The sequence below is a fragment of the Filimonas lacunae genome (assembly GCF_002355595.1).
Lineage (GTDB): Bacteria > Bacteroidota > Bacteroidia > Chitinophagales > Chitinophagaceae > Filimonas > Filimonas lacunae.
Window position 1 is genome coordinate 5,507,128 of sequence record NZ_AP017422.1, and the last position, 20,640, is coordinate 5,527,767.

The 20,640-nt window shown below is 42.9% G+C and carries 18 protein-coding genes; 5 read left to right on the top strand and 13 right to left on the bottom strand.

What is annotated here, in order from left to right; genetic code table 11:
* Positions 1-86 precede the first annotated feature (86 nt).
* On the top strand, positions 87-2,969 hold the full coding sequence (porW, locus tag FLA_RS21735; RefSeq protein ID WP_144264181.1) for a type IX secretion system periplasmic lipoprotein PorW/SprE: 2,883 nt from the start codon (positions 87-89) through the stop codon (positions 2,967-2,969).
* A gap of 68 nt (positions 2,970-3,037) precedes the next feature.
* Positions 3,038-5,482 carry a transglycosylase domain-containing protein gene (locus FLA_RS21740; protein WP_084206544.1) on the top strand — a complete coding sequence of 815 codons (2,445 nt, stop codon included), beginning with the start codon at positions 3,038-3,040 and terminating at the stop codon, positions 5,480-5,482.
* Positions 5,483-5,532: 50 nt separating this feature from the next.
* On the opposite strand, the gene FLA_RS21745 is transcribed toward FLA_RS21740, so the two are convergent.
* Positions 5,533-5,973 carry a septal ring lytic transglycosylase RlpA family protein gene (locus FLA_RS21745; RefSeq protein WP_076382498.1) on the bottom strand — a complete coding sequence of 147 codons (441 nt, stop codon included), beginning with the start codon at positions 5,971-5,973 and terminating at the stop codon, positions 5,533-5,535.
* A gap of 119 nt (positions 5,974-6,092) precedes the next feature.
* Between FLA_RS21745 and FLA_RS21750 the strand changes: the two genes are divergently transcribed.
* Positions 6,093-6,806: a M15 family metallopeptidase gene (locus tag FLA_RS21750; RefSeq protein WP_084206542.1), complete on the top strand. Its 714-nt coding sequence runs from the start codon at positions 6,093-6,095 to the stop codon at positions 6,804-6,806.
* 110 nt (positions 6,807-6,916) lie between these two features.
* On the opposite strand, the gene FLA_RS21755 is transcribed toward FLA_RS21750, so the two are convergent.
* The 11 genes from FLA_RS21755 to FLA_RS21805 form a co-directional block, all read right to left on the bottom strand.
* A complete protein-coding gene (locus FLA_RS21755; protein ID WP_076382499.1) occupies positions 6,917-7,924 on the bottom strand; it encodes a chorismate synthase in 1,008 nt (335 codons plus the stop codon).
* A 42-nt stretch (positions 7,925-7,966) separates the two neighbouring features.
* Positions 7,967-9,268 carry a 3-phosphoshikimate 1-carboxyvinyltransferase gene (gene aroA / locus FLA_RS21760; protein WP_076382500.1) on the bottom strand — a complete coding sequence of 434 codons (1,302 nt, stop codon included), beginning with the start codon at positions 9,266-9,268 and terminating at the stop codon, positions 7,967-7,969.
* A 5-nt stretch (positions 9,269-9,273) separates the two neighbouring features.
* A complete protein-coding gene (gene aroB, locus FLA_RS21765) occupies positions 9,274-10,308 on the bottom strand; it encodes a 3-dehydroquinate synthase (protein ID WP_076382501.1) in 1,035 nt (344 codons plus the stop codon).
* Positions 10,305-10,733, bottom strand: coding sequence for a transposase (locus FLA_RS21770; protein ID WP_076382502.1), 429 nt, complete (start codon positions 10,731-10,733; stop codon positions 10,305-10,307). Before FLA_RS21770 ends, aroB begins: the two co-directional genes overlap by 4 nt.
* Position 10,734: 1 nt before the next feature.
* Entirely contained in the window at positions 10,735-11,826 is a 1,092-nt protein-coding gene (locus FLA_RS21775; RefSeq protein WP_231940309.1) for a chorismate mutase, read from the bottom strand.
* 111 nt (positions 11,827-11,937) lie between these two features.
* On the bottom strand, positions 11,938-13,617 hold the full coding sequence (locus FLA_RS21780; RefSeq protein WP_076382504.1) for a DEAD/DEAH box helicase: 1,680 nt from the start codon (positions 13,615-13,617) through the stop codon (positions 11,938-11,940).
* 32 nt (positions 13,618-13,649) lie between these two features.
* The gene (locus FLA_RS21785; protein ID WP_076382505.1) at positions 13,650-14,498 is read right to left on the bottom strand and encodes a prephenate dehydrogenase; all 849 of its coding nucleotides are present in this window, start codon (positions 14,496-14,498) and stop codon (positions 13,650-13,652) included.
* A gap of 126 nt (positions 14,499-14,624) precedes the next feature.
* Positions 14,625-15,794, bottom strand: coding sequence for a pyridoxal phosphate-dependent aminotransferase (locus FLA_RS21790; protein ID WP_096511510.1), 1,170 nt, complete (start codon positions 15,792-15,794; stop codon positions 14,625-14,627).
* A 41-nt stretch (positions 15,795-15,835) separates the two neighbouring features.
* Positions 15,836-16,669 (bottom strand): prephenate dehydratase, encoded by an 834-nt coding sequence (locus FLA_RS21795; RefSeq protein WP_076382507.1) that lies wholly within the window; start codon positions 16,667-16,669, stop codon positions 15,836-15,838.
* A 362-nt stretch (positions 16,670-17,031) separates the two neighbouring features.
* Positions 17,032-17,238, bottom strand: coding sequence for a hypothetical protein (locus tag FLA_RS21800; RefSeq protein WP_076382508.1), 207 nt, complete (start codon positions 17,236-17,238; stop codon positions 17,032-17,034).
* 219 nt (positions 17,239-17,457) lie between these two features.
* Positions 17,458-17,649, bottom strand: a complete 192-nt coding sequence (locus FLA_RS21805; RefSeq protein WP_076382509.1) for a hypothetical protein — start codon at positions 17,647-17,649, stop codon at positions 17,458-17,460.
* Positions 17,650-17,787: 138 nt separating this feature from the next.
* Here FLA_RS21805 and FLA_RS21810 point away from each other — a divergent pair, with 138 nt between their 5' ends.
* Together FLA_RS21810 and FLA_RS21815 are read left to right on the top strand one after the other, a co-directional pair.
* Complete coding sequence (locus tag FLA_RS21810) at positions 17,788-18,354, top strand: RNA polymerase sigma factor (RefSeq protein WP_076382510.1); 567 nt, start codon at positions 17,788-17,790, stop codon at positions 18,352-18,354.
* A complete protein-coding gene (locus tag FLA_RS21815; RefSeq protein ID WP_076382511.1) occupies positions 18,354-19,457 on the top strand; it encodes a S1C family serine protease in 1,104 nt (367 codons plus the stop codon). The genes FLA_RS21810 and FLA_RS21815 overlap by 1 nt, the downstream gene beginning before the upstream one ends.
* A gap of 102 nt (positions 19,458-19,559) precedes the next feature.
* Here the strand turns inward: FLA_RS21815 and FLA_RS21820 are convergent, their stop codons facing one another.
* Positions 19,560-20,459, bottom strand: a complete 900-nt coding sequence (locus FLA_RS21820; protein WP_076382512.1) for a nucleotidyltransferase family protein — start codon at positions 20,457-20,459, stop codon at positions 19,560-19,562.
* Positions 20,460-20,640 lie beyond the last annotated feature (181 nt).

A 20,640-nucleotide genomic window follows, 5' to 3' on the forward strand; every position in this document is an offset into this window, starting at 1 on the left:
GTATTTTAAAATAATTTCACCGATTTTGCGGTACTATGAAGCGAGCCCTCTTCCAATTCTGCTGTTTTTTTTGGCTACTGCTGGTTTTGGCCGTTAGTGTCCATGCCCAGCCAGGCTCTACTATTTATTTAAATAAGCCGGAAAAATACGAAAACAGAAAACTTGGTTCCGAGAAAACAGAAGAACGAAAGTTTAACACCTCACGCCATATTTATCAGAATATGGTTACGCATTATAATTACTATTTCAATGCTACCAATAAATTAAATGCGCTTTTAGCAAGAGCCAGAAGTAATTTCAGGGAAGACTATACACAGTTGCTTCCCTTTTACGATTTTACACTGGATGCCACCTCGCAGGAGAAAAACGAAATTGATACTATTATATATAAATGCACAGCCGCTGTGCTGCTGCACGACCTGCGCAACGACTGGATAGATGATGCCTATCTTTTATTAGGCAAAACTTATTATTACCGGAAAGATTTTGATAGCGCACAACAAGTATTCAGATACATTAACTATGCCTTTGCTCCTAAAGATGATGGATACGATATACCCATAGGAAGCAATGCCAGCAATACAGACAGCCTGTTCACCATCTCTACCAACGAACACCGCAACATTTATAAAAAGCTTACTACACACCACCCCGCCCGAAACGAAGCCTTACTATGGCTGGCTCATACCTATACCGATTACAACCGTGTAAATGAAGCAGCCAGCTTACTGGAAATATTAAAGAGCGATCCACAATTTCCTGCACGCCTGCATAACCAGCTGGATGAAGAAATAGCTTATTGGTGTTATACACAACAGGCATATGACAGTGCCATTGTTCACTTGATCGCCACCTTAAAACATACCCACAATAAACAAGACAGATCCAGGAAAGAATACCTGATAGCCCAGCTATACCAGCTTACACAAAATAACGAACAAGCAACTTATTACTTTATGCAAAGCGCTGCACACACATTAAACCCTGTGCAGGAAGCCTATGCCACCCTTAGTGGTATCAGAGTAATGAGCAAAACGGACAAAGCATTCCTGGTGCAAAAACAACGTCAGTTACTACAACTGGCTAAAAAAGATAAGTATATCCTGTACAGGGATGTTATTTACTATGCTGCCGCACAGGTAACCCTGGAACTGCACGACACCACACAGGCGCAGAAGCTATTGTTGAAAAGTGTGCAGGGTGCTGGTAGCAGCAACGCCATGCAACGCAGCAGCTCTTTTATGTTGTTAGGCGACATCAATTACGATAGTAAGGATTATGTAAGGGCACATAACTATTATGATAGTGTAGAAGAAAATCAATTAGCTAAAACCGCCGATAAAGAACGTTTGCAACAACGCAAGCCTTATTTAAATGCCATTGCCGCCAACGTTGCCACTATACATAACCAGGATAGTTTACAACTACTGGCCGCTATGCCAGCTGCCGACCGGCTGGCTTTTATCAAAAAAGAGATTAAGCGTTTAAAGAAAGCGCAGGGTGCTAAAGAGGATAATAGTTCGGAAAACAGCAACCCGGCTATGCTGATGAACATGCCTGCACAGGATTTGTTTGCAGCAACCACCAGCAACAGTAGCGATTGGTATTTCAACAATCCTTCGTTAAAAGCAAGCGGTGTTGCCCAGTTTAATACCACCTGGGGCAAACGCCCCAATTCTGATAACTGGCGCCGGAATGCCGCCATTGACCAGATAGCCAAAAACCTGGCCCAGGCTGGCTTGGATGAAGACAGCGTAGCACAACAAAAAACTGTTACTACCGATACGCTTTCGGCAGAAGCTATGCTCAACAAACTGCCTATCACCCCGGAGAAAAAAGCCACTTCTGATGAAGCCATAGCCAAAGCCCTGATGGACAATGGTAAAACCTTCCAGAACCAGCTACAGGATTATCCATCGGCCATAGCTGCTTACACAGAGCTATTACGCAGGTATCCTGCTTCTCCCTTGAAAGAGGAAGTACTGCTGAACTTATATTACTGCTATAGAAGAAGCAATAACCGGTATGGCGAAGATTCTACCCAGGCTGCTTTACGTCAATCTTTCCCGAACGGTAAGTTTGCCCAAATGCTGGACCGTAGAATTAGTCCTGAACAGGAACAAAGCAATACCGTTACTAAAAAATACGAGCATATTTACGACCTGTTCATCGAAGGCAGTTTTGATGAAGCCAAGAAGGAAAAGAACACAGCGGACAGTACCTATGGTACCACCAAATGGGCGCCACAATTGCTGTACATAGAAGCCGTGTATTACATTAAACAGCGTGAAGACAGTATTGCCATACAACGCCTTACCACACTGCAAAAAGATTCCGCTTCTCCCCTGGCCGAAAAAGCCACCACTATGATAGATGTGTTACGCCGCCGTAAGGAGATTGAAGAATATTTGACCAAACTACAGGTTACCCGTGAAGAGGACGACTTGCCTATACTGGCCGACGAATCGCAGCTGGGCATTGCACGCACCCGCAAAGACATTGAGCGTGACTCGCTGGCTAAAGTAATGGCAGCTATCCGTCCTATTTCTATCAAAGTAGACACGGTAGCTATCGTAACCCTGAAAGAATACACGTATAACGAGCAGGATTCGCAATATGTAATGGTGCTACTAAAAAAAGTGGACCCGGTTTATGTAAATGAAGCAAAAAATGCATTTGTAAGATATAACAACACTTATTTCTACAAAGACAAGATAGCAATGACCAACCGTAAGCTCAATGATAGCACTTCTATCATATTATTAGGCCCGTTTGCCAAAGCATTTCTGGCCCTGGAATATGTAGATAAAGCGCGTCCCAATGCCAGAAGCAGGATATTGCCCTGGTTAACACCCGAAAAGTATGAGTTTATTATCATTAGCCCGTCAAACCTGGGCTTGCTGGAAGAAAAACAAAACTTACCAGTGTACCAGGAATTGTTAAAACTGGCGCTGCCGAATAAGTTTTAATCGGTGTTATAGTATAAATTCGTGCGTTGAAATTTGTGAAAAATCCAGTACAAACAGAAAATCCTGTAATGAAGAAGTCGATAAAAATATTATGGAGTTTGTTTTTAATAGGCCTGGCAGCGGTGATATTATTATTTGTATTAGCTGACGTAGGTGCTTTGGGAACAATGCCTTCCATTTCTGAACTGGAAAACCCAACAGCTTCGCTGGCCAGCCAGGTATATGCCGAAGATGGCACCCTTATGGGCAAATACTACCTGGAAGACCGGGTGAATGTTGGCTTTAAAGACATTAGCAAGCATGTGATCAATGCCCTGGTAGCTACAGAAGATGAACGCTTTTATGAGCATAATGGTGTAGATCCGCGCTCGTTAGGCAGGGCTTTATCTTCTTTTGGTTCAAGCGGTGGCGCCAGTACCATTACCATGCAAACTGCTAAAAACCTGTTTACGCAAAACTGGAGCACCAGCAACATAGTGCTTCGTATGCTGCAGAAAATCAAAGAAAGCATTATTGCTATTAAGCTGGAACGCAACTTTACCAAAGACGAAATCATCACCCTGTATCTGAACACCGTAACTTTTGGTGATAACGTATTTGGTATCCGCAACGCAGCCAAAACCTTCTATCAGAAAGAGCCTGACCGTTTAAGCGTAGAAGAAGCCGCTATGCTGGTAGGTATGCTGAAAGGTGGTGTATACAATATGCGCCGTTTTCCTAAACAGGCACTGGAAAGAAGAAACGTGGTAATAAGCCAGATGGTGCGTAACGGTGTTTTATCATCAGCCGAAGCAGATGGATTAAAGAAAAAACCCAACCCCATCAATTATAAAAAGATGGATGAAACCTCTGGTATTGCGCCTTACTTCCGCATGGTGCTGGGTGAGGATATGAAAGCCTGGTGTAAAGAGCATAAAAAGAGCAACGGCGATAACTACAACCTGTATAAAGATGGGTTAAAGATATATACCACCATCAACCCTATCATGCAGCAATATGCCGAAGAAGCATTAGCCAAGCATTATAGTACTATGCAAAAGGTATTGTCTTCTCAAAGTGATATCAAAAGCGGATCGGTATGGAAAGGACATGAAAACATACTGGAAGCGGCCATGAAACAATCTGACCGTTGGAAAAATGCCGCTAGAGATCCCAATCCCCCTTCTGATGCGGAGATACGCAAAACTTTCTTTGAAAAAATACCGATGCGTGTATTTGCCTGGAATAACAACAGGTATATAGACACTATCATGACTCCTTACGACTCTATCAAATATCACCGCCAGATATTACAGGCCGGTTTTATGGCCATGGACCCGTTAAGAGGGGAAATAAAAGCATGGGTGGGTGGTGTTGATTTTAAAACATTCAAATACGACCACGTTAACATTAATACCAAAAGGCAGGTAGGTAGTACTATGAAGCCTTTATTGTATAGCCTTGCTATTGAAGACAACGGCTTTACGCCTAATACTATGGTAGAAGACGTTCAGCAAAGCTTTGGCAGTTACGGACAGGTGCCTGCTACCACAGCCAGCTGTAGCGGCCAAACCATGCCTATGTTTAAAGCGCTGGCACTTTCTAAAAACTGCGCCACCGCTTATATCATGAAACAATTAGGCCCGCAGGGAAATGATGGTGCTAAAAGGTTTGTGAATTTCTTAAAAGAGTGTAACATCCAAACCAAAATAGAACCATTCCCTTCTATTGCACTGGGTAGCGCAGAAATTTCATTGTATGAAATGATGCAGGCATATAGCATGTTCCCGGGCAGAGGTTTTAACGTAAAGCCCATGTACATTACCCGTATTGAAGACAAAAACGGTAATGTGCTGGAAACATTTATACCGCAACGTAAGGAAGTGATCAGCGAGGTAACCTCTTACTCTGTTATCAGCATGATGCAGCAGGTAATGAAATATGGTACCGGCCGCCGTATGTGGAGTTACGATGTAACCGGTGATATTGCCGGTAAAACCGGAACTACCAACGATAACAGTGATGCCTGGTTTATGGGTTATACCCCGCAACTGCTGGGTGGTGTATGGACAGGTTGTGACGACCGTTTCATCCGTTTCTCCAGCACCGCTATGGGGCAAGGTTCTTCTGTGGCCTTACCTATATGGGCTTATTTCTATGAGAAAGCATCAAAAGACAAATCGCTGAGTATAGATACCAAATCAACCTTTGCGAAGCCTGATGTAATGACCAACGAGCTGATTTTTGATAACTGGAACGGTTCTACCGACTCCATTAACGAAGGCGAAGATGGTGGTGGTGTAAATGGCAACTCTGGTGATTATGGCGGAGACGAGCAGGTGCCACCGGCGAACACAGGAGAAGAGAACAGATACGAAAGCGCTCCTTCACCCAACAATGGCGGAACAGCTCCCAGTGGGGCACCGCTTCCGGCCAAACCTCCGGTAAATAAGCCTTCCGGTAACCCTCCGGCAACTTTACCACAAAGCCAACAACCAAAAGCAGTATATAAAAAACCAGGTACTACCCGGTAAAACAAAAAGCCCCGCAAAACGCGGGGCTTTTTGTTTATAATTTACAGCCGCTATTCTTCTGTTCCTTTAGGCACTGCCTCTACTTTCACCTTTACCACTCCCCTGCTAATAAATGCCAGTTTTTTGGCGGCACTGTACGACAGATCAACCACCCGCCCCTTCTTTGCCATCTTTTTATGCATGCGATCATTGATACGCACAATTACTGTTTTATCATTGCGGAGATTGGTGACCCTTACCCAGGTACCCAGTTTAAAATTATTGCTGGCGGCTGTCATTTTCTGGTGACGGAAGGTTTCACCGGTTGACGTTTTAGTGCCTTCCAGGCTTTTACTATAAAAGCTGGCGACACCATATACCACATTTTCTTTATCGTTGTCTTTCTTCTGACTGCCTTCTGGTTGACGGGCAGCAGCGGTAGTGTCGGGGCTTGACCAGGCGTGTATAGTACATACCATACACAGCAAAAGAATAATACTTTTTTTCTTCATCCGTAGGGGGTTTTAGTTTTTGGTTTACCGCAGCATTGTATAGCTTTAGTAAACCTGTTTAAAAAAGGATTCAGGTACCGGATGGTCCTATTTCAATTGACTACTCTACATTACAGATTATGAAATTTACCAAATCTTCCTGTATACCGTTGTTAAGTTTAGTACTGTTTTTTACACAGACTTACGCCCAAACGCCAAATACTATACCACAAAACAGGTATGGATTAACCGTTATCCACACTTTAACAGCCTACCGCCAAACAGTAGTTGCAGACAGCAATAATAAAATGGTGGCCCTCAAAAACTATGTTTCGCCACTGTTAACAGACTGGCAATATGCCACCACCAGCAATTTTACCAAAACGGTATTATACAACCACCCGGAAGCTTTCGTTCGCCTTCCTGTGGCTAAGGCATTAAAAAACATTCAGTTGCAGCTGGCAACGCAGGGCCTGAGCCTGCGTTTTTTCGATGCCTACCGACCTTATTCGATTACAGAAAAAATGTGGGAAATAGTGCCAGACGAAAGATATGCGGCCAACCCCGCCAAAGGAAGTGGCCATAACAGGGGAATAGCCGTAGACATAACACTGGCCAATATAAAAACGGGAGAAAATTTAACAATGCCCACCCCATTCGACGATTTTACCGAAAGGGCACATCATAATTACGCGCAACTGGATAGTACCACACTGGCAAACAGGGCTTTACTGAAAAAAGTAATGGAACAGCATGGATTTACTGCCCTGGCCACTGAATGGTGGCATTACTACTATACTAAGGGCAATTTTGCCTTATTAGATCTTTCGTTTGAAGATTTACAGAAGCAGTAACCCCGTCTTTGCGGGTTCAAAAAAATACAATGAGCATACAAAAAAGTAAAAGCGGCATTAAGCCGCTTTAGTATTATATCAACTGGTAATAACCAGATAGCAAGTCATTCTTACGCCTGTTTTACAACCCTGCCAATTCTTTGTTCCAATAATAACAGATCTGTAAACACCATAGCAGTAACGGCTTCCAGCACCACAGGTACGCGAAGCGCTATACACAAATCATGGCGCCCTTTTACGGAGAAGGTTTCCACTTCATTTGTTTCACTATTCCAGGTATGCTGCTCTTTAGGAGTAGAAGAAGTAGGCTTGATAGCTATACGGTACACCATTTCATTACCATTGGTAATGCCACCTACTATACCACCTGCGTGGTTAGTAACCGTTTTACCGGTGCTGTCTGCAATGGCATCATTATGCTCCACGCCAAACATACGGGCAGATGCAAAGCCGGTACCAAATTCAATACCACGTACCGCAGGAATAGCAAATGCAGCATGTGCCAGCAACGATTCTGCGCTGTCAAAAAAGGGTTCTCCTAATCCAACAGGCAATCCTTGTACACGACACTCTACAATACCACCAATACTGTCTTTGGCATCAATGGCTTTTTGCAAACCCTTTTCCAGGTCAGCTTCACCACCAATTTCCAATATAGTAGCAGCAGTGCTGATATCTAAAGTAGCCAGTAATTTTTTGGCAATAACACCAGCCGCCACCAGGCAAACTGTAAGGCGCCCGCTAAAATGGCCGCCACCTCTGAAATCTTCATAGCCACCAAACTTTTTACCGGCTACAAAATCGGCATGTCCCGGACGGGGCACGGCACGCTGTTTCTGGTAATCGCCACTGCGGGTGTTATTGTTTTCGAATAATATAGTCAAAGGCGCACCCGTAGTAATATTGTTGAATACGCCACTTTTAAAAATAGGTAAGTCTGTTTCCTGACGTGGTGTAGTTCCTTTTTGGGTACCACCTTTGCGTCTTTCAATATCAGCGAGAAAATCATCTACTGATAAGGGCAAACCGGCAGGAACGCCATCTATGTTAATACCCACGCTTTCACCGTGAGATTCTCCGAATATCGTTACTTTAAAAATGCGACCAAATGAATTCATAACTAAACCCTCCCCGGAGGAATGTAAAGTGAATAAATAGATTTACCCTTCTATTTTTACCGCCGCACCCAGCTTTTGCAGGTGCTCGTAAAAGTCAGGATAAGATTTACTAATGGCACCTGCTTCTTCAATCACCGTTTCTCCTTCTGCCTGTAAAGCTGCTACCGCACAAGCCATAGCAATACGGTGGTCGTGACGGGAGTGTACTGTTGCACCATCCACGCCTTCTCCTCCTTTCACCAGCATCAGATCGCCCTGTAGCACCACTTCCACACCCATTTTACCAAACTCATCCTGTAAGGTTAAAGCACGGTTACTTTCTTTATGTGTTAAACGGCTAACCCCTTCAATAGCAGAAGTACCATTACAATAGGCAGCTAATGCCACTAAAGGCGGAAACAGGTCAGGACAATCAGTAGCATTAAAATGAAACGGCTGTAAATCTGCTTTTAAAGAAGGGCCTATTTCAATACTATCCTGTTGCACACTTAACAAACAACCTGTATCCATTAAAGCCTGTAGTATGGCTTTGTCGGCCTGTGTAGAATACGGATCAAGCCCTTTTACTACAATTCTTCCTTCCGCTGCAATAGCACCTGCTACCAGCAGAAAAGCACCACCGCTCCAATCACTTTCTACAGTATAATATAAAGGCGATTCATCTTCCTCCTCTTCTTCTAATGGTGGAAAATAAAAAGCTTCGTAATTGTGGTTTTCAGGAACCACCAATCCAAAATCTTCCATCACTTTTAAAGTGAGGTCTATATAAGGACGACTTTTTAAATCATGTACTACAATCGTAACATTGCTGGCCTTGGCTGCGGAATAAGCCATTAACAACCCTGTTAAAAACTGAGAGCTTAATGAGCCATCAATTTCTATATTACGCGGTTGCAAAGGACCTTTTATTACCAGGGGCAGCCTGCCGTCGTTCGACTGGATATCTACGCCTAAACGTGGCAATGTATCATCAAAGAAATCCATAGGCCTGTTTACCAGGCTTCCCTGCCCTTCAATACGAATGGGGTTAGGGTTTAATGCTACCAATGGGGCAAACATGCGAATACCTAAACCACTTTCGCCACAGTTTACTACGCTGTTTACAGCATGCACACCTTTGCTGTTCACCACCAGCTCTTCTTCATCAGCAGATACAATAGTAGCTCCCAAAGCCTGTATCACGGTAAGCGCTGCTTTATCGTCGTTAGAATGACCCGGGTTTTCAATAATGCTTTCGCCTTTTCTTACCAGGGCAGCCGCACAGGCACGTTGCATAGAGCTTTTAGAAGCAGGCGCTGTAATTGCACCTGTAACTGTGGAAGGTTGTATAGTAACTATATCCATTATTCTTATTTGGAAGGTTGGGCTAACTTTTTAACAATAGGTTCAATTTGTTGCGGAGTTAAAGGAGTAACTACTCCTTTGCCAATTTTTTCCAGCAACACATAATGTATCACACCTTTTACACGCTTTTTATCGCTTTGCATTACCTGCATTGCTTTTACGGCATCAAATTCAGCAAAAGCAGGCAGGCCATACTTTTGAATCATACTTACCAGCTTTTCTACCTCCTTAAACTTTTTATATTCAGCAGAAAGAGCAGCAGCCACCACCATGCCCAGCGCTACTGCCTGGCCATGAGATAACTCGTAGCTGTTTTCAATGGCATGTCCCAGCGTGTGTCCGAAGTTGAGTAGTTTACGATCACCTTGTTCAAACTCATCCTGCTGCACCACTTTCGATTTCAGCAACGCGTTTCGCTGAATCAGCTGGTTCAGCAATACCTTGTCTTTTTGAAAAGCAGTGAGTTTGTTTTCTTCCAATAGCTTAAACATGGCGGCATCTTTAATACAGGCATGTTTAATAATTTCAGCAAACCCATTCACCCACTCTTCTTTAGGCAGCGATTTTAATAAAGAGTAATCGTACAGCAAAAACGAAGGCTGCCTTATAAGGCCTACCATGTTTTTATAAATACCTACATCAATACCGTTTTTACCACCAATGGAAGCATCTACCATAGCCAGTATGGTAGTAGGCACAAAGCCTACCTGTATACCCCGCATGTATATGCTGGCAATATATCCTGTAATATCAGTTACTACACCTCCACCTACACCTACCAGGCACGATTTACGATCGGCTCCCAATTCAATTAACTGATCAATTACAGAGTCAACAGTGGCCTGTACTTTATAAGCTTCGCCTGCCTTTAATACAATAGTGCGCCAGTTGGTAAACTTGCGTTTATGTTTGGCAAACACATTTTCATCAGTAATAATAAAAGTATTGTCCGGGTTGGTTAACTCAGCCAGCTTATCCAGCGAAGCATCAAAATAATAGTTAACCGTTTGCGAAGAGAAGGTAATTTTCTTAGTGGTCATAAATGCGCATTCATTTTATCAAACGCTTCCAGTTCCTGTTCCAGCGTTTTGCCGGCATGAAACTGTTCCTGCTTCAAAATGTAATCAGATGCCTTATCTATGGTAGTGGGACTTACAGAATAAGCTGCATAGTGTTCGTTCCATTCAAATGGCTGTAGCAGCAATTTATTCTCATTTAACCAGAAAGCAGTCATCTCTTTCAGCTGTTTAATAATGCCCGACAGATTTTGTACAGGCATCATTTTAAACAAACAGTGAATATGATCGGCTACTCCATTAATGGTAACAAGCTGAATGCCTTTGGCATTCGCTTCCTGCTGCGTGTGCACAAACAAAACTTTGCGCACAGGCAACGAAAGTAATGGCTGGTTATCTTTTACCGCCCACAAGGCGTGTACGTATATAAAGGATTTTGTACCAGTCATTTTAGGCGTTCATAATCCGGTTCTGATGATTGATACTTTCCATGTGAACAGCATCAAAATACTTGGTAATGAACTCTTTGCTTAAACCTTGCTTATCACCTTTGGCATAAGCCCTTTCCAGGATCTCGTTCCAACGGTTGGTTTGCAGGATGGTAATGTTGTTGTCTTTTTTGTACTGGCCAATTTTTTCAGCCACCTTCATACGCTGACCCAGAATTTGCATCAGTTCGTCATCCAGGTGATTAATTTGCTGACGCAGTTTTTCCAATGCAGCATGGTATTCTTCAGAAGAAGAATCTTCTTTACGCCATGTAATGTTATCCAGCATTTCGCCTAAACGGGCAGGAGTAATTTGTTGTTTGGCATCGCTCCAGGCATTATCCGGATCAATATGCGATTCGATAATTAAACCGTCGAAGTCCAGATCAATAGCTTTTTGAGCTACATCCTGTAAAATGTCTCTGCGACCGCAGATATGAGAAGGATCATTAATAATCATTAACTCGGGGTAGCGGCGTTTCATTTCAATAGCCAGGTGCCACATGGGAGCATTACGGTATTCTGTGTTACCATAGCTGCTGAATCCACGGTGGATTAAACCAATTTGTTTGATACCTGCTTTTGCAATACGCTCTACCGCACCTAACCACAATTCCAGATCGGGATTGATAGGGTTTTTAATCAGTACCGGAATATCCACACCTCTTAAAGCATCCGCAATTTCCTGAACGCTGAAAGGGTTTACAGTAGTGCGGGCGCCAATCCATGCAACATCTACATCAAAATGCAGTGCATCTTCTACCTGCTTGGCAGTAGCTACTTCCACAGCTACAGGCATACCCGTAATTTTTTTTGCTTGTTGTAACCACGGTAAACCTTTGGTTCCAATACCCTCAAAACTTCCCGGGCGGGTACGAGGTTTCCAGATGCCGGCACGCATAATATCCACTTTGCCGGTCTTTTGCAGTTCAGTAGCAGTTTGCAACACCTGTTCTTCTGTTTCGGCGCTGCAGGGTCCTGCAATAATCAAAGGACGTTTTCCCCATTTTTGCTGTACCACTTCTTTCATGGTGGTTGCATTTGTCGCTTCCATATATTGTTAAGTTGAATGGTTAAAAAATATTCCAGGGCTAACAGGTTAATATCGATTAAGATTGAACCTGGCCGACCCTGACCATAAGTCAACCATTCAACTTAATCTATCTTAACGACTGTTAGCGTCGTTCATTCTAATTCTTCTTCCTTTATAGTTTTTACCGTCGATTGCCTTAATCATTTGTCCGGCAGAACGCTTGTCAATCTCCACCCAGCTGTTCATCTCCTTCATATCAATTCTACCCAGTACATCCTTTCTTAAATCGCTCATATCCAGGATAAACTGTAAAAAACTAGCCTTGTAAAAACCATCTTTGGTACCCAGGTTCACAAACAATCTGGTAAAATCGCCATTGTTGTTAAACTCCTTGCGAACACCACCTTCACGGCTTTCTCTTCTTCTGTCGCCGCCTGCTACAGGTCCGCTGGCTCCATCTCTGCCACGGGTTCTTCTTTCTTCTGTTCTTACGTTCAGATCGGCAGAATTTTCGTAGTATTTCAGGAAACGGTCAAACTCCATAGCTGCCACACGCTTCAGCACTTCCTCTTTGGTTACATCGGCAAACTTTTCTTCCAGCATAGGCACATACGTTTCGTAGTCGCCATGGCTGATATCCGTTTGCAGTAATCTGTCCATGAAAGAAAAGAACTGCTTGCGACAAACATCCTTACCAGATGGTATTTCCAGTTTATGGAAAGGAGCCTGCACAATTTTCTCAATTTGTCTCAGCTTAAACAATTCCCTGCTGTGTACAATGCTCATACAAACACCGGTGTTACCCGCGCGACCTGTACGGCCACTTCTGTGTGTGTAAACTTCTACGTCATCAGGCAATTCAAAGTTGATAACGTGTGTAATACCCTGTACGTCTATCCCTCTTGCCGCAACGTCTGTGGCAATCAGCAACTGCAGGGTTTTATCCCTGAACTGCCCCATTACCTTATCACGCTGGCCCTGGGTTAAATCGCCATGTAACGCATCAATATCATATCCTTCGCGTGTTAACCTTTCCGTGATCTCCTGAGCATCGGCCTTGGTACGGGTAAAAATGATACCGTAAATACCAGGGTTAAAATCAATCAATCTCTTTAAAGCCTCATACCTGTGCTGCGCCGACACTACAAAATACTGGTGATCGATGCTTTTGTTAGCAGTGTTCACCTTACCTACCTGCACTTCTACAGGATCGTTCATGTAGCGCTTGCTCACCTTCTTAATTTCAGGCGGCATGGTAGCACTAAATAACCAGGTACTTTCGCGTTTAGGTGTGTTCTTCAGAATAAATTCAATGTCGTCCTGGAAACCCATGTTCAGCATTTCATCAGCCTCATCCAGTACCACATATTTAATTTGTTCCAGGTTGATAGCTTTACGCTCAATCAGATCAATTAATCTGCCTGGCGTTGCCACCACAATCTGAACACCCCTTTTTAAATCACGTATTTGCAGGCCGATGGAGGTACCTCCATATACAGCCGTTACAGCCACGCTTGTCATATGTTTTTTAAAGAGCTCTATTTCTTTTACTATCTGTAAACATAACTCGCGGGTTGGACAAACCACCAACGCCTGCGGGTGTTTAGCCTGTGCATCAATCACATTTAGCAGCGGTAATCCAAATGCTGCTGTTTTGCCCGTACCTGTCTGCGCCAGACCAATAAAATCTGTAGTGCCTCCTAATAATACAGGAATAGCCTTTTCCTGTATTGCCGTGGGATTGACGTAACCTAATTCACTGGTAGCCTTTACCAGTCTTTCGTCCAATCCCAATTCTGCAAATGTTGTCATGAAATTCAATATTTGCCGCAAAGGTAACCCATTCACCCTCTATTTAGCACTTTCCTTATCTTATTGGCATTTTCTATTAATTCCTGCAGGTATTCGTAGTTCTCTTTTTCCAGGCAAGCCTTAAATTTTCGCAGCTGGGCAATATGCTCATTCAGCACGTCCAGCACGTTATCGCGGTTTTGCCTGAAAATAGGCACCCACATAGCCGGGTTACTTTTGGCAAGGCGCACCGTGCTTTCAAAACCACCGCTGGCCAGCTCAAAAATGGCATCTTCTTCCTTTTCCTTCTCCAAAACCGTGTTGGCGAGGGCAAAAGAGGTGATATGCGAAATATGGCTGATATAGGCCACATGCACATCGTGAGCCACCGCATTCATATACACAATGTGCATTCCCAGCACGCCGTACACCTTTTCTACCAGTGCCAGCGCATCTGCGTCGCACTTCTCTTTATCACATATAACAGTCGCTTTTTTAACAAAAGCTTCTTTTACGGCAGCCGCAGGACCGCTGTATTCCGTACCCCACATAGGGTGCGTGGGCACCATCCGGCCCCTTAAAGCAGCGTCAGCCACTACTTCAGCAATTCCCGCCTTGGTACTGCCTACATCCATTACCACCTGTTTGCTGGTAATAAGCCCCATTACGGTTGGCAATAATTGCAGGCAAACGCCTACCGGCACAGCCAGAATAATAAGGTCCGATTGCGGAATAGCAGCTTCCAGCGTAGCAATTTCATCTACCAAACCCAACTCCAGAGCCTGCTTACAGTGTTCGGCATTGGCGTCAACACCAATAACACGCATAGCAAAGCCCTTTTCCTTCAAGGCCAGCGCCATTGACCCACCGATTAATCCTATCCCTGTTACTGTTATTACCATAATTGACAGTCGCTAATTATTAATCAATACCTTAAGATTTCATAAAATGTTAAAGGAAAAATTAATCGTTAAATCTTTGTAAAGTGGAACTCTGCTACCCAAAAACAGGTGCGACAACCACTTTTTTTATTGTTTTATACGCTTAATAGCTTCCTCAAATCTTTCAATAGAACCACATAAACTTATCCGTATATACTTATCCCCGTTGCTGCCAAAAATGCCACCAGGGGTAATAAACACATTATTATTATATAACACCTTATCACTAACAGCATAACCATCTTTCTCTCCCGCTGGTATGGCAGCCCATATAAACAAGCCTACCTGGTCTTTGGAATAAGTGCATTGCAACACATCCAGCATTTCATATACCTTTTCCCTTCTGGCCCTGTACACCTTATTCACTTCATTATACCAGTCGGCACCCAACGTTAAAGCTTTGGCAGCCGCCAGTTGCATGGGCAAAAACATGCCGCTGTCCATATTCGTTTTAAAACGTAGCACCTCTTCAATACGCTCTTTGGCACTGCATAACACACCTAAGCGCCAGCCCGCCATATTGTGGCTCTTACTTAACGAGTTTAACTCAATAACCCTGTTTTTAGCACCTTCCACACTTAACATGCTGGCAGGTTTGTCATTTAATATAAAACTATACGGGTTGTCGTGTATAATAAGAATGTCGTGTTTTTCAGCAAAAGCCACCAGCTGCTGCCACAATTCAGGCGTAGCTAATTGCCCTGTAGGCATATGCGGATAGTTTACAAACAGGCCACGCACTCCTTTAAAAGGCGCTTGCGCATATTGTGCCACCAGTTCGTCCAGTTTGTCAAAATCGGGCATCCAGTTATTTTCTCCTTCCAGGTTGTAATACACGGGCGTTGCACCCGATAATTTCACCGCGCTGGAATAAGTAGGATAGCCAGGATTAGGCACCAACACTGCCACGCCTTCTTCAAAATAGGTCATACATATATGCATAATACCTTCCTTGCTACCTATCAGCGGCAACACTTCTGTATCTGCATTTAACGCCACACCATACCACTGCTGATACCAATCGGCAAACGCTTTGCGCAAGATGGGAGAGCCCTTATAATTCTGGTAACCATGCACACCAGGCTTCGCAGCTTCTTCCTGTAACACCTTTATCACATCCGGATGCGGTGGTAAATCAGGACTACCAATGCCCAGGTTAATGATGCTTTTACCTTGTTTATTCAGCTCGTCAATCTCTCTCAGTTTCGTAGAGAAATAATACTCTCCTATTCCATCCAGCCTTTTTGCAGTTGCTATCATAGTAAGTAATTATTGTAGGATGATGACCTTTATTATCATTAAACGGTTTGGCCTTTACGATACACTCCGTATACTTTCACCTCTTCTACCAACGGCTTCATGGTGTCAATTACGGTGTTGAACTGATCCAATGTATCAAACTCCATATCGGCATGAAAACTATATTTCCAGTCGCTGCCCGGTATAGGAAAGCTCTGCAGCTTGCTTAAGTTAATGCCACCCGCTGCAATAGCCGTTAACACACGGGCCAGGCTGCCACGGGAATGATCTGTTTCAAAGTTTACCGAAGCCTTGTTGGAATCCGCTACCGGAGGCAAAGCATCTTCTTCCCTTTCCAAAACCAGGAAACGGGTATAGTTATTCTGTAGTGTATGAATATTAGGAGCCAGCACATCGAGATTAAACAGTTCGGCAGCTCGTTTACTGGCAATACCAGCTGCATGCTTGTTTTTGTGCTGGTGAATATGTTTGGCGCTTAAAGCGGTGTCTTCGGTTTCTACCAGCTTCCAGTTGTATTTTTCCAGGAAAGCAATACATTGTAATATGGCCATCGGGTGCGAATGCACTTCCCTGATATCTTCCAGCGTTACTCCCGGGTTCACCAGCAGGTTTTGCTGTATTTGCAGGTATACTTCACCCGTAACGCGTAAGTTGCTCTTTTGCAGCAGGTTATAGTTGGGTAAAATACTGCCGGCTATAGAGTTTTCAATAGCCATAATTCCGCCTTCACTCTCCTTTTTATCAGCAGCAATTTTTACTACATCCCTAAAGGTGGCACAGGGTATTACCTGTACGTCTTTGCCGAAAAATTGCTCTGCAGCTACCTGGTGAAAGCTGCCTTCGTACCCTTGTATGGAAATTCTTTGTGCCATAAAACAAAAAACTCCCGGCCTTTGAAGACCGGGAGTGTATGCTGATTGTTTTTAATTTTCATTTAGACAATACAACCCGGTCTACTTTGGGTAAAGTAGTAAAAGAAGAAAAAGAAAAAGTTGTATGTGCCTTTTGTTATCATTACTCCTCAAAAGTAAGTATAAAGTAATTCCGTCCAAATTTCTTTTGCAGGTAATAAACAATTGTTCGTTTATTAACAGGCAGTTATCTGCCCCTGCTCTGGTATAATATGTTCCTTCCAAATACCCCTGACAGCAGATAAGCAGCTGTTTTTTGCATATGGCAGAAAATAAAAAAGGCCTCCTTTACAGGAAGCCTTTATATAAAATAATTGCGATAATTATTTTTTCAGAGTGTCTTTAGCTGCAGCAGCTGAAGAGTCGATTGCTTTTTTAACAGTGTCAGCTACAGCGCTTACTGAATCTTTCTTAGCAGAAGCTGAAGAATCAATAACGTTTGCAGTAGAATCAGCTTTAGCTTCAGTAGATTCACCAGAACCACAAGCTGCAAAAGCACCGATCGCTAAAACGAATAACAATTTTTTCATCTTAAATAAGTTTTTAGTTTGAGGAAATTTGATGTTTATACCGTTTTTGAAGAAAGGTAACCCCCTTCAAAAAGATTTTTTTTCAAAAAAGGCAAAAAAAAAGCCCTCCCTAAGAATAAGGACGGCCTCTAACGATTGCTTGCCATATGAAAAATTTTGATAACTACCTATGCCTGCAAGCCGACATATATGTTGGTAGCTATTTTAGCTAAAAGCTAATTATTTTTTAGTAGTGTCAGCTACAACTGGAGCAGTAGTGTCAGCAGCTTTAACAGTAGTGTCAGGAGTTACTGGAGCAACTACAACTGGAGAATCAACTTTAGGAGTAGAATCAGCAGTGTTCTCTTTGTTTTCACCAGAACCACAAGCAGCGAAAGCGCCCAGAGCTAAAACGAATAATACTTTTTTCATCGTAGGATGTTTTAATAATTTCATATTTATACCCGTAATGGAAAAAGGTAACCCCGCCTTTTGCTTTTTTTTCGAAAAAAAATTCAGGTTTTATTTTGGGTTACTTTTACCGCCTTCGGGTATTAAAATATGTAACACGTGAAAGCCGAGAGCAGCGAACAAGTTTTATTGAAAGGACTGGCCAATAATGACACAAAAGCCGTTGACACCATATACAAAGACAACTTTGGTATGATACAGGCGTTTGTTTTGAACAATAATGGAACGTACGACGATGCAAGGGATATTTTTCAGGAAGCAATGATTACTCTTTACGAAAAAGCGAAAAGCGAATCATTTGTTTTAACCTGCCAGATAAAAACTTACATCTACTCCGTTTGCAGAAGATTATGGCTAAAGCGTTTACAACAGGCAGGCAGGTATGTAATACAGTCTGAAGCATTGGAAGATATTGTGCCGGTAGAAGAAGACCTGGACATTCATGAAAAAAGGAATACAGAATTTGCTATTATGGAGCGGGCTTTAGGCAGCCTGGGCGAACCATGCAAAGGTATTCTGGAAGCCTACTACCTGAAAAAGCAGGACATGAATGAAATAGCGGCTTCTTTTGGATATACCAACGCAGACAATGCCAAGAATCAGAAATACAAGTGCCTGATGCGTTTAAAGAAGTTATTTTTTGCTCAATATAATATAGGAGATTAATGGAAGATATTCAATTAATTGAGGCAACGGAGCGGTACTTAAACGGTACCATGAGCGAAGTGGAAAAAGCGGAATTTGAACAACTGCGTAAAAATACGCCGGAGATAGACCAGATGGTGGTAGAGCATAAACTGTTTCTGCATCAGATGGATGCATACGCTGAACACCGCGATTTAAAACAGTCGCTTCACGATGCACATACCCGCCTGGTAGAAAAAGGCGCTATTAACGAAAACAGCACCCCTGTTCAAAAGGGTAAAGTAATTCAGTTCTGGCATAAGTACAGACGTGTTACAGGCATTGCGGCATCTATTGCAGGTGTTACTGCTTTAGCCATCAGCTGGATGGTAACAGCATTCTCCCCTAATAACAACAAGTCGGAACTAAAGCTGTTAATACGTGAAATAAACCAGATTAAGCGTAACCAGCAGCAACAGGATAGCAAAATAAATGAGGTAGAAAGCAAACTGCCCAAAGGTGTTACCTTAAAAGGTGGCGGTAGTGCCTTTTTACTCGATTCAAAAGGTTACCTGTTAACCAATGCGCACGTTATTAAAGACGCCAAAGGCTTATTGGTGGTAAACAAAGGCAAAGAATACAGCGCCAGCATTATTTATGTTGATGCAGCACAGGATCTGGCCGTATTAAAAATCAACGATTCAGATTTCACTACAGCTGCCCGCCTGCCTTATGGCATACGTAAAAATAGTTCTGAACTGGGCGAGGAAGTATTTACCTTAGGTTACCCACGTAACGACATTGTATATAATATGGGCTATTTAAGCTCACGTACCGGTTACGAAGGAGATACCAACCGTTATCAGATTTCTTTACCAGCCAACCCAGGAAACTCTGGTGGCCCGGTATTCAATAAAAACGGGGAAATTATCGGTGTGTTAAGTTCAAGACAAACTCAAACCGAAGGTGCCGTGTTCGCTATCAAATCTAAAGGCATTTATCAAATGCTGGATGAAATGAAAAAGGCCGACACCACCGCCAAAAGAATTAAGTTACCAGTTAACTCCAATTTAAAAGGAGTAGAACGCAAACAGCAGATTGCTGAAATTGAAGACTGCGTGTTCCTGGTAAACGTATATAACTAAGCCATCAGAAAAAGTTTTGAAAAGTTAAGTTACTCTGGTAGCTATGTAAAAGCCCCGTTATTAATAACGGGGCTTTTTTATACACAATATCTTTCTATCTCATTATGGCCACAGTGCAGGCGGATAAGCTCCTGAATTCACCTGGGCTTCAATGCTGGCTTTCACAACCGGTGCATCTTCTTTATAGGTTACACCAAACCATTTGGCGTCTGTTGTAATTACATCAATAACACCATGGCCATCCTTAATAAAACGGTCAGCCACATAAGGCATTAAAAATTCAGCTTTAGGATTTTGCAGGTTGGCATCCAAAAAGCTACCAAACAGGCTTTCACATAAATCAATGAAATTAGGGCCAAAGCAAAAGAAGTTCATGCTCACCTGTGTATCGGAAGTCAGCTCACCTTTACGGTCGCCCTCTTCAAACACAATTTTATCGCCTTCTTTAAACACTTTGGTATGTTCGGTAACACCTTGCATTTCGTTGTTGCTACCGGTGGATAATACACCACGGCTAACACTACCATTATCACTTAACGTATTTACCAGGCGGTAAGCCACTACGGCAAATACTTTACTGTTACATTTTTTCAGTAAAAAGTCATAAGCTTTTACAAAGGCGTCAGCTCCATAAAAATCATCTGCGTTAATTACAGCAAATGGCTCATTCACGGTGCCTTTTAAACATAAAATAGCTTGACCGGTTCCCCAGGGTTTAGTTCTTTCAGCAGGTATTTCTCTGTCACCCGTAAAAGCATCCAGCTTCTGGTACACATAAGCTGTCTCTATTTTACCCTTCAGCTTAGGCTCAAAAATGGCTTTGAAGTTGTCAGCAAAATCCTCCCGTATAATAAATACTACCTTTTGGAAACCTGCGCGGATAGCGTCATATATGGAATAATCCATAATGGTTTCTCCTCCAGGTCCGAAGGATTCTGTTTGCTTCATGCTGCCATAACGACTGGCCATTCCAGCTGCCAGTATCACGAGTGTGGGTTGCATAAGATTATTTTTTAAACTTTGCGAAACTAATTGAAACGATTTAAGTGTCCAATATTAAATTTAACAGCATTACAGCAGACTACCTAGATTTTAACCAGGTTATTACTCAACCAGTTAACACAGTCGGTTTTGCTCACCATAATTGCATGGTAGATGTATTACGAGTAGATCTAATACACCC

Bases quoted from the DNA above. Each gene is read 5' to 3' on its own strand.
- FLA_RS21800 (WP_076382508.1), bottom strand. From the start codon at position 17,238: ATGAAAAAATTGTTATTCGTTTTAGCGATCGGTGCTTTTGCAGCTTGT.
- FLA_RS21750 (WP_084206542.1), top strand. From the start codon at position 6,093: ATGAAATTTACCAAATCTTCCTGTATACCGTTGTTAAGTTTAGTACTG.
- FLA_RS21805 (WP_076382509.1), bottom strand. From the start codon at position 17,649: ATGAAAAAAGTATTATTCGTTTTAGCTCTGGGCGCTTTCGCTGCTTGT.
- aroB (WP_076382501.1), bottom strand. From the start codon at position 10,308: ATGACCACTAAGAAAATTACCTTCTCTTCGCAAACGGTTAACTATTAT.
- FLA_RS21745 (WP_076382498.1), bottom strand. From the start codon at position 5,973: ATGAAGAAAAAAAGTATTATTCTTTTGCTGTGTATGGTATGTACTATA.
- FLA_RS21770 (WP_076382502.1), bottom strand. From the start codon at position 10,733: ATGACTGGTACAAAATCCTTTATATACGTACACGCCTTGTGGGCGGTA.
- FLA_RS21740 (WP_084206544.1), top strand. From the start codon at position 3,038: ATGAAGAAGTCGATAAAAATATTATGGAGTTTGTTTTTAATAGGCCTG.
- aroA (WP_076382500.1), bottom strand. From the start codon at position 9,268: ATGGATATAGTTACTATACAACCTTCCACAGTTACAGGTGCAATTACA.
- FLA_RS21780 (WP_076382504.1), bottom strand. From the start codon at position 13,617: ATGACAACATTTGCAGAATTGGGATTGGACGAAAGACTGGTAAAGGCT.
- FLA_RS21795 (WP_076382507.1), bottom strand. From the start codon at position 16,669: ATGGCACAAAGAATTTCCATACAAGGGTACGAAGGCAGCTTTCACCAG.
- FLA_RS21815 (WP_076382511.1), top strand. From the start codon at position 18,354: ATGGAAGATATTCAATTAATTGAGGCAACGGAGCGGTACTTAAACGGT.
- FLA_RS21755 (WP_076382499.1), bottom strand. From the start codon at position 7,924: ATGAATTCATTTGGTCGCATTTTTAAAGTAACGATATTCGGAGAATCT.
- FLA_RS21820 (WP_076382512.1), bottom strand. From the start codon at position 20,459: ATGCAACCCACACTCGTGATACTGGCAGCTGGAATGGCCAGTCGTTAT.
- FLA_RS21785 (WP_076382505.1), bottom strand. From the start codon at position 14,498: ATGGTAATAACAGTAACAGGGATAGGATTAATCGGTGGGTCAATGGCG.
- FLA_RS21775 (WP_231940309.1), bottom strand. From the start codon at position 11,826: ATGGAAGCGACAAATGCAACCACCATGAAAGAAGTGGTACAGCAAAAA.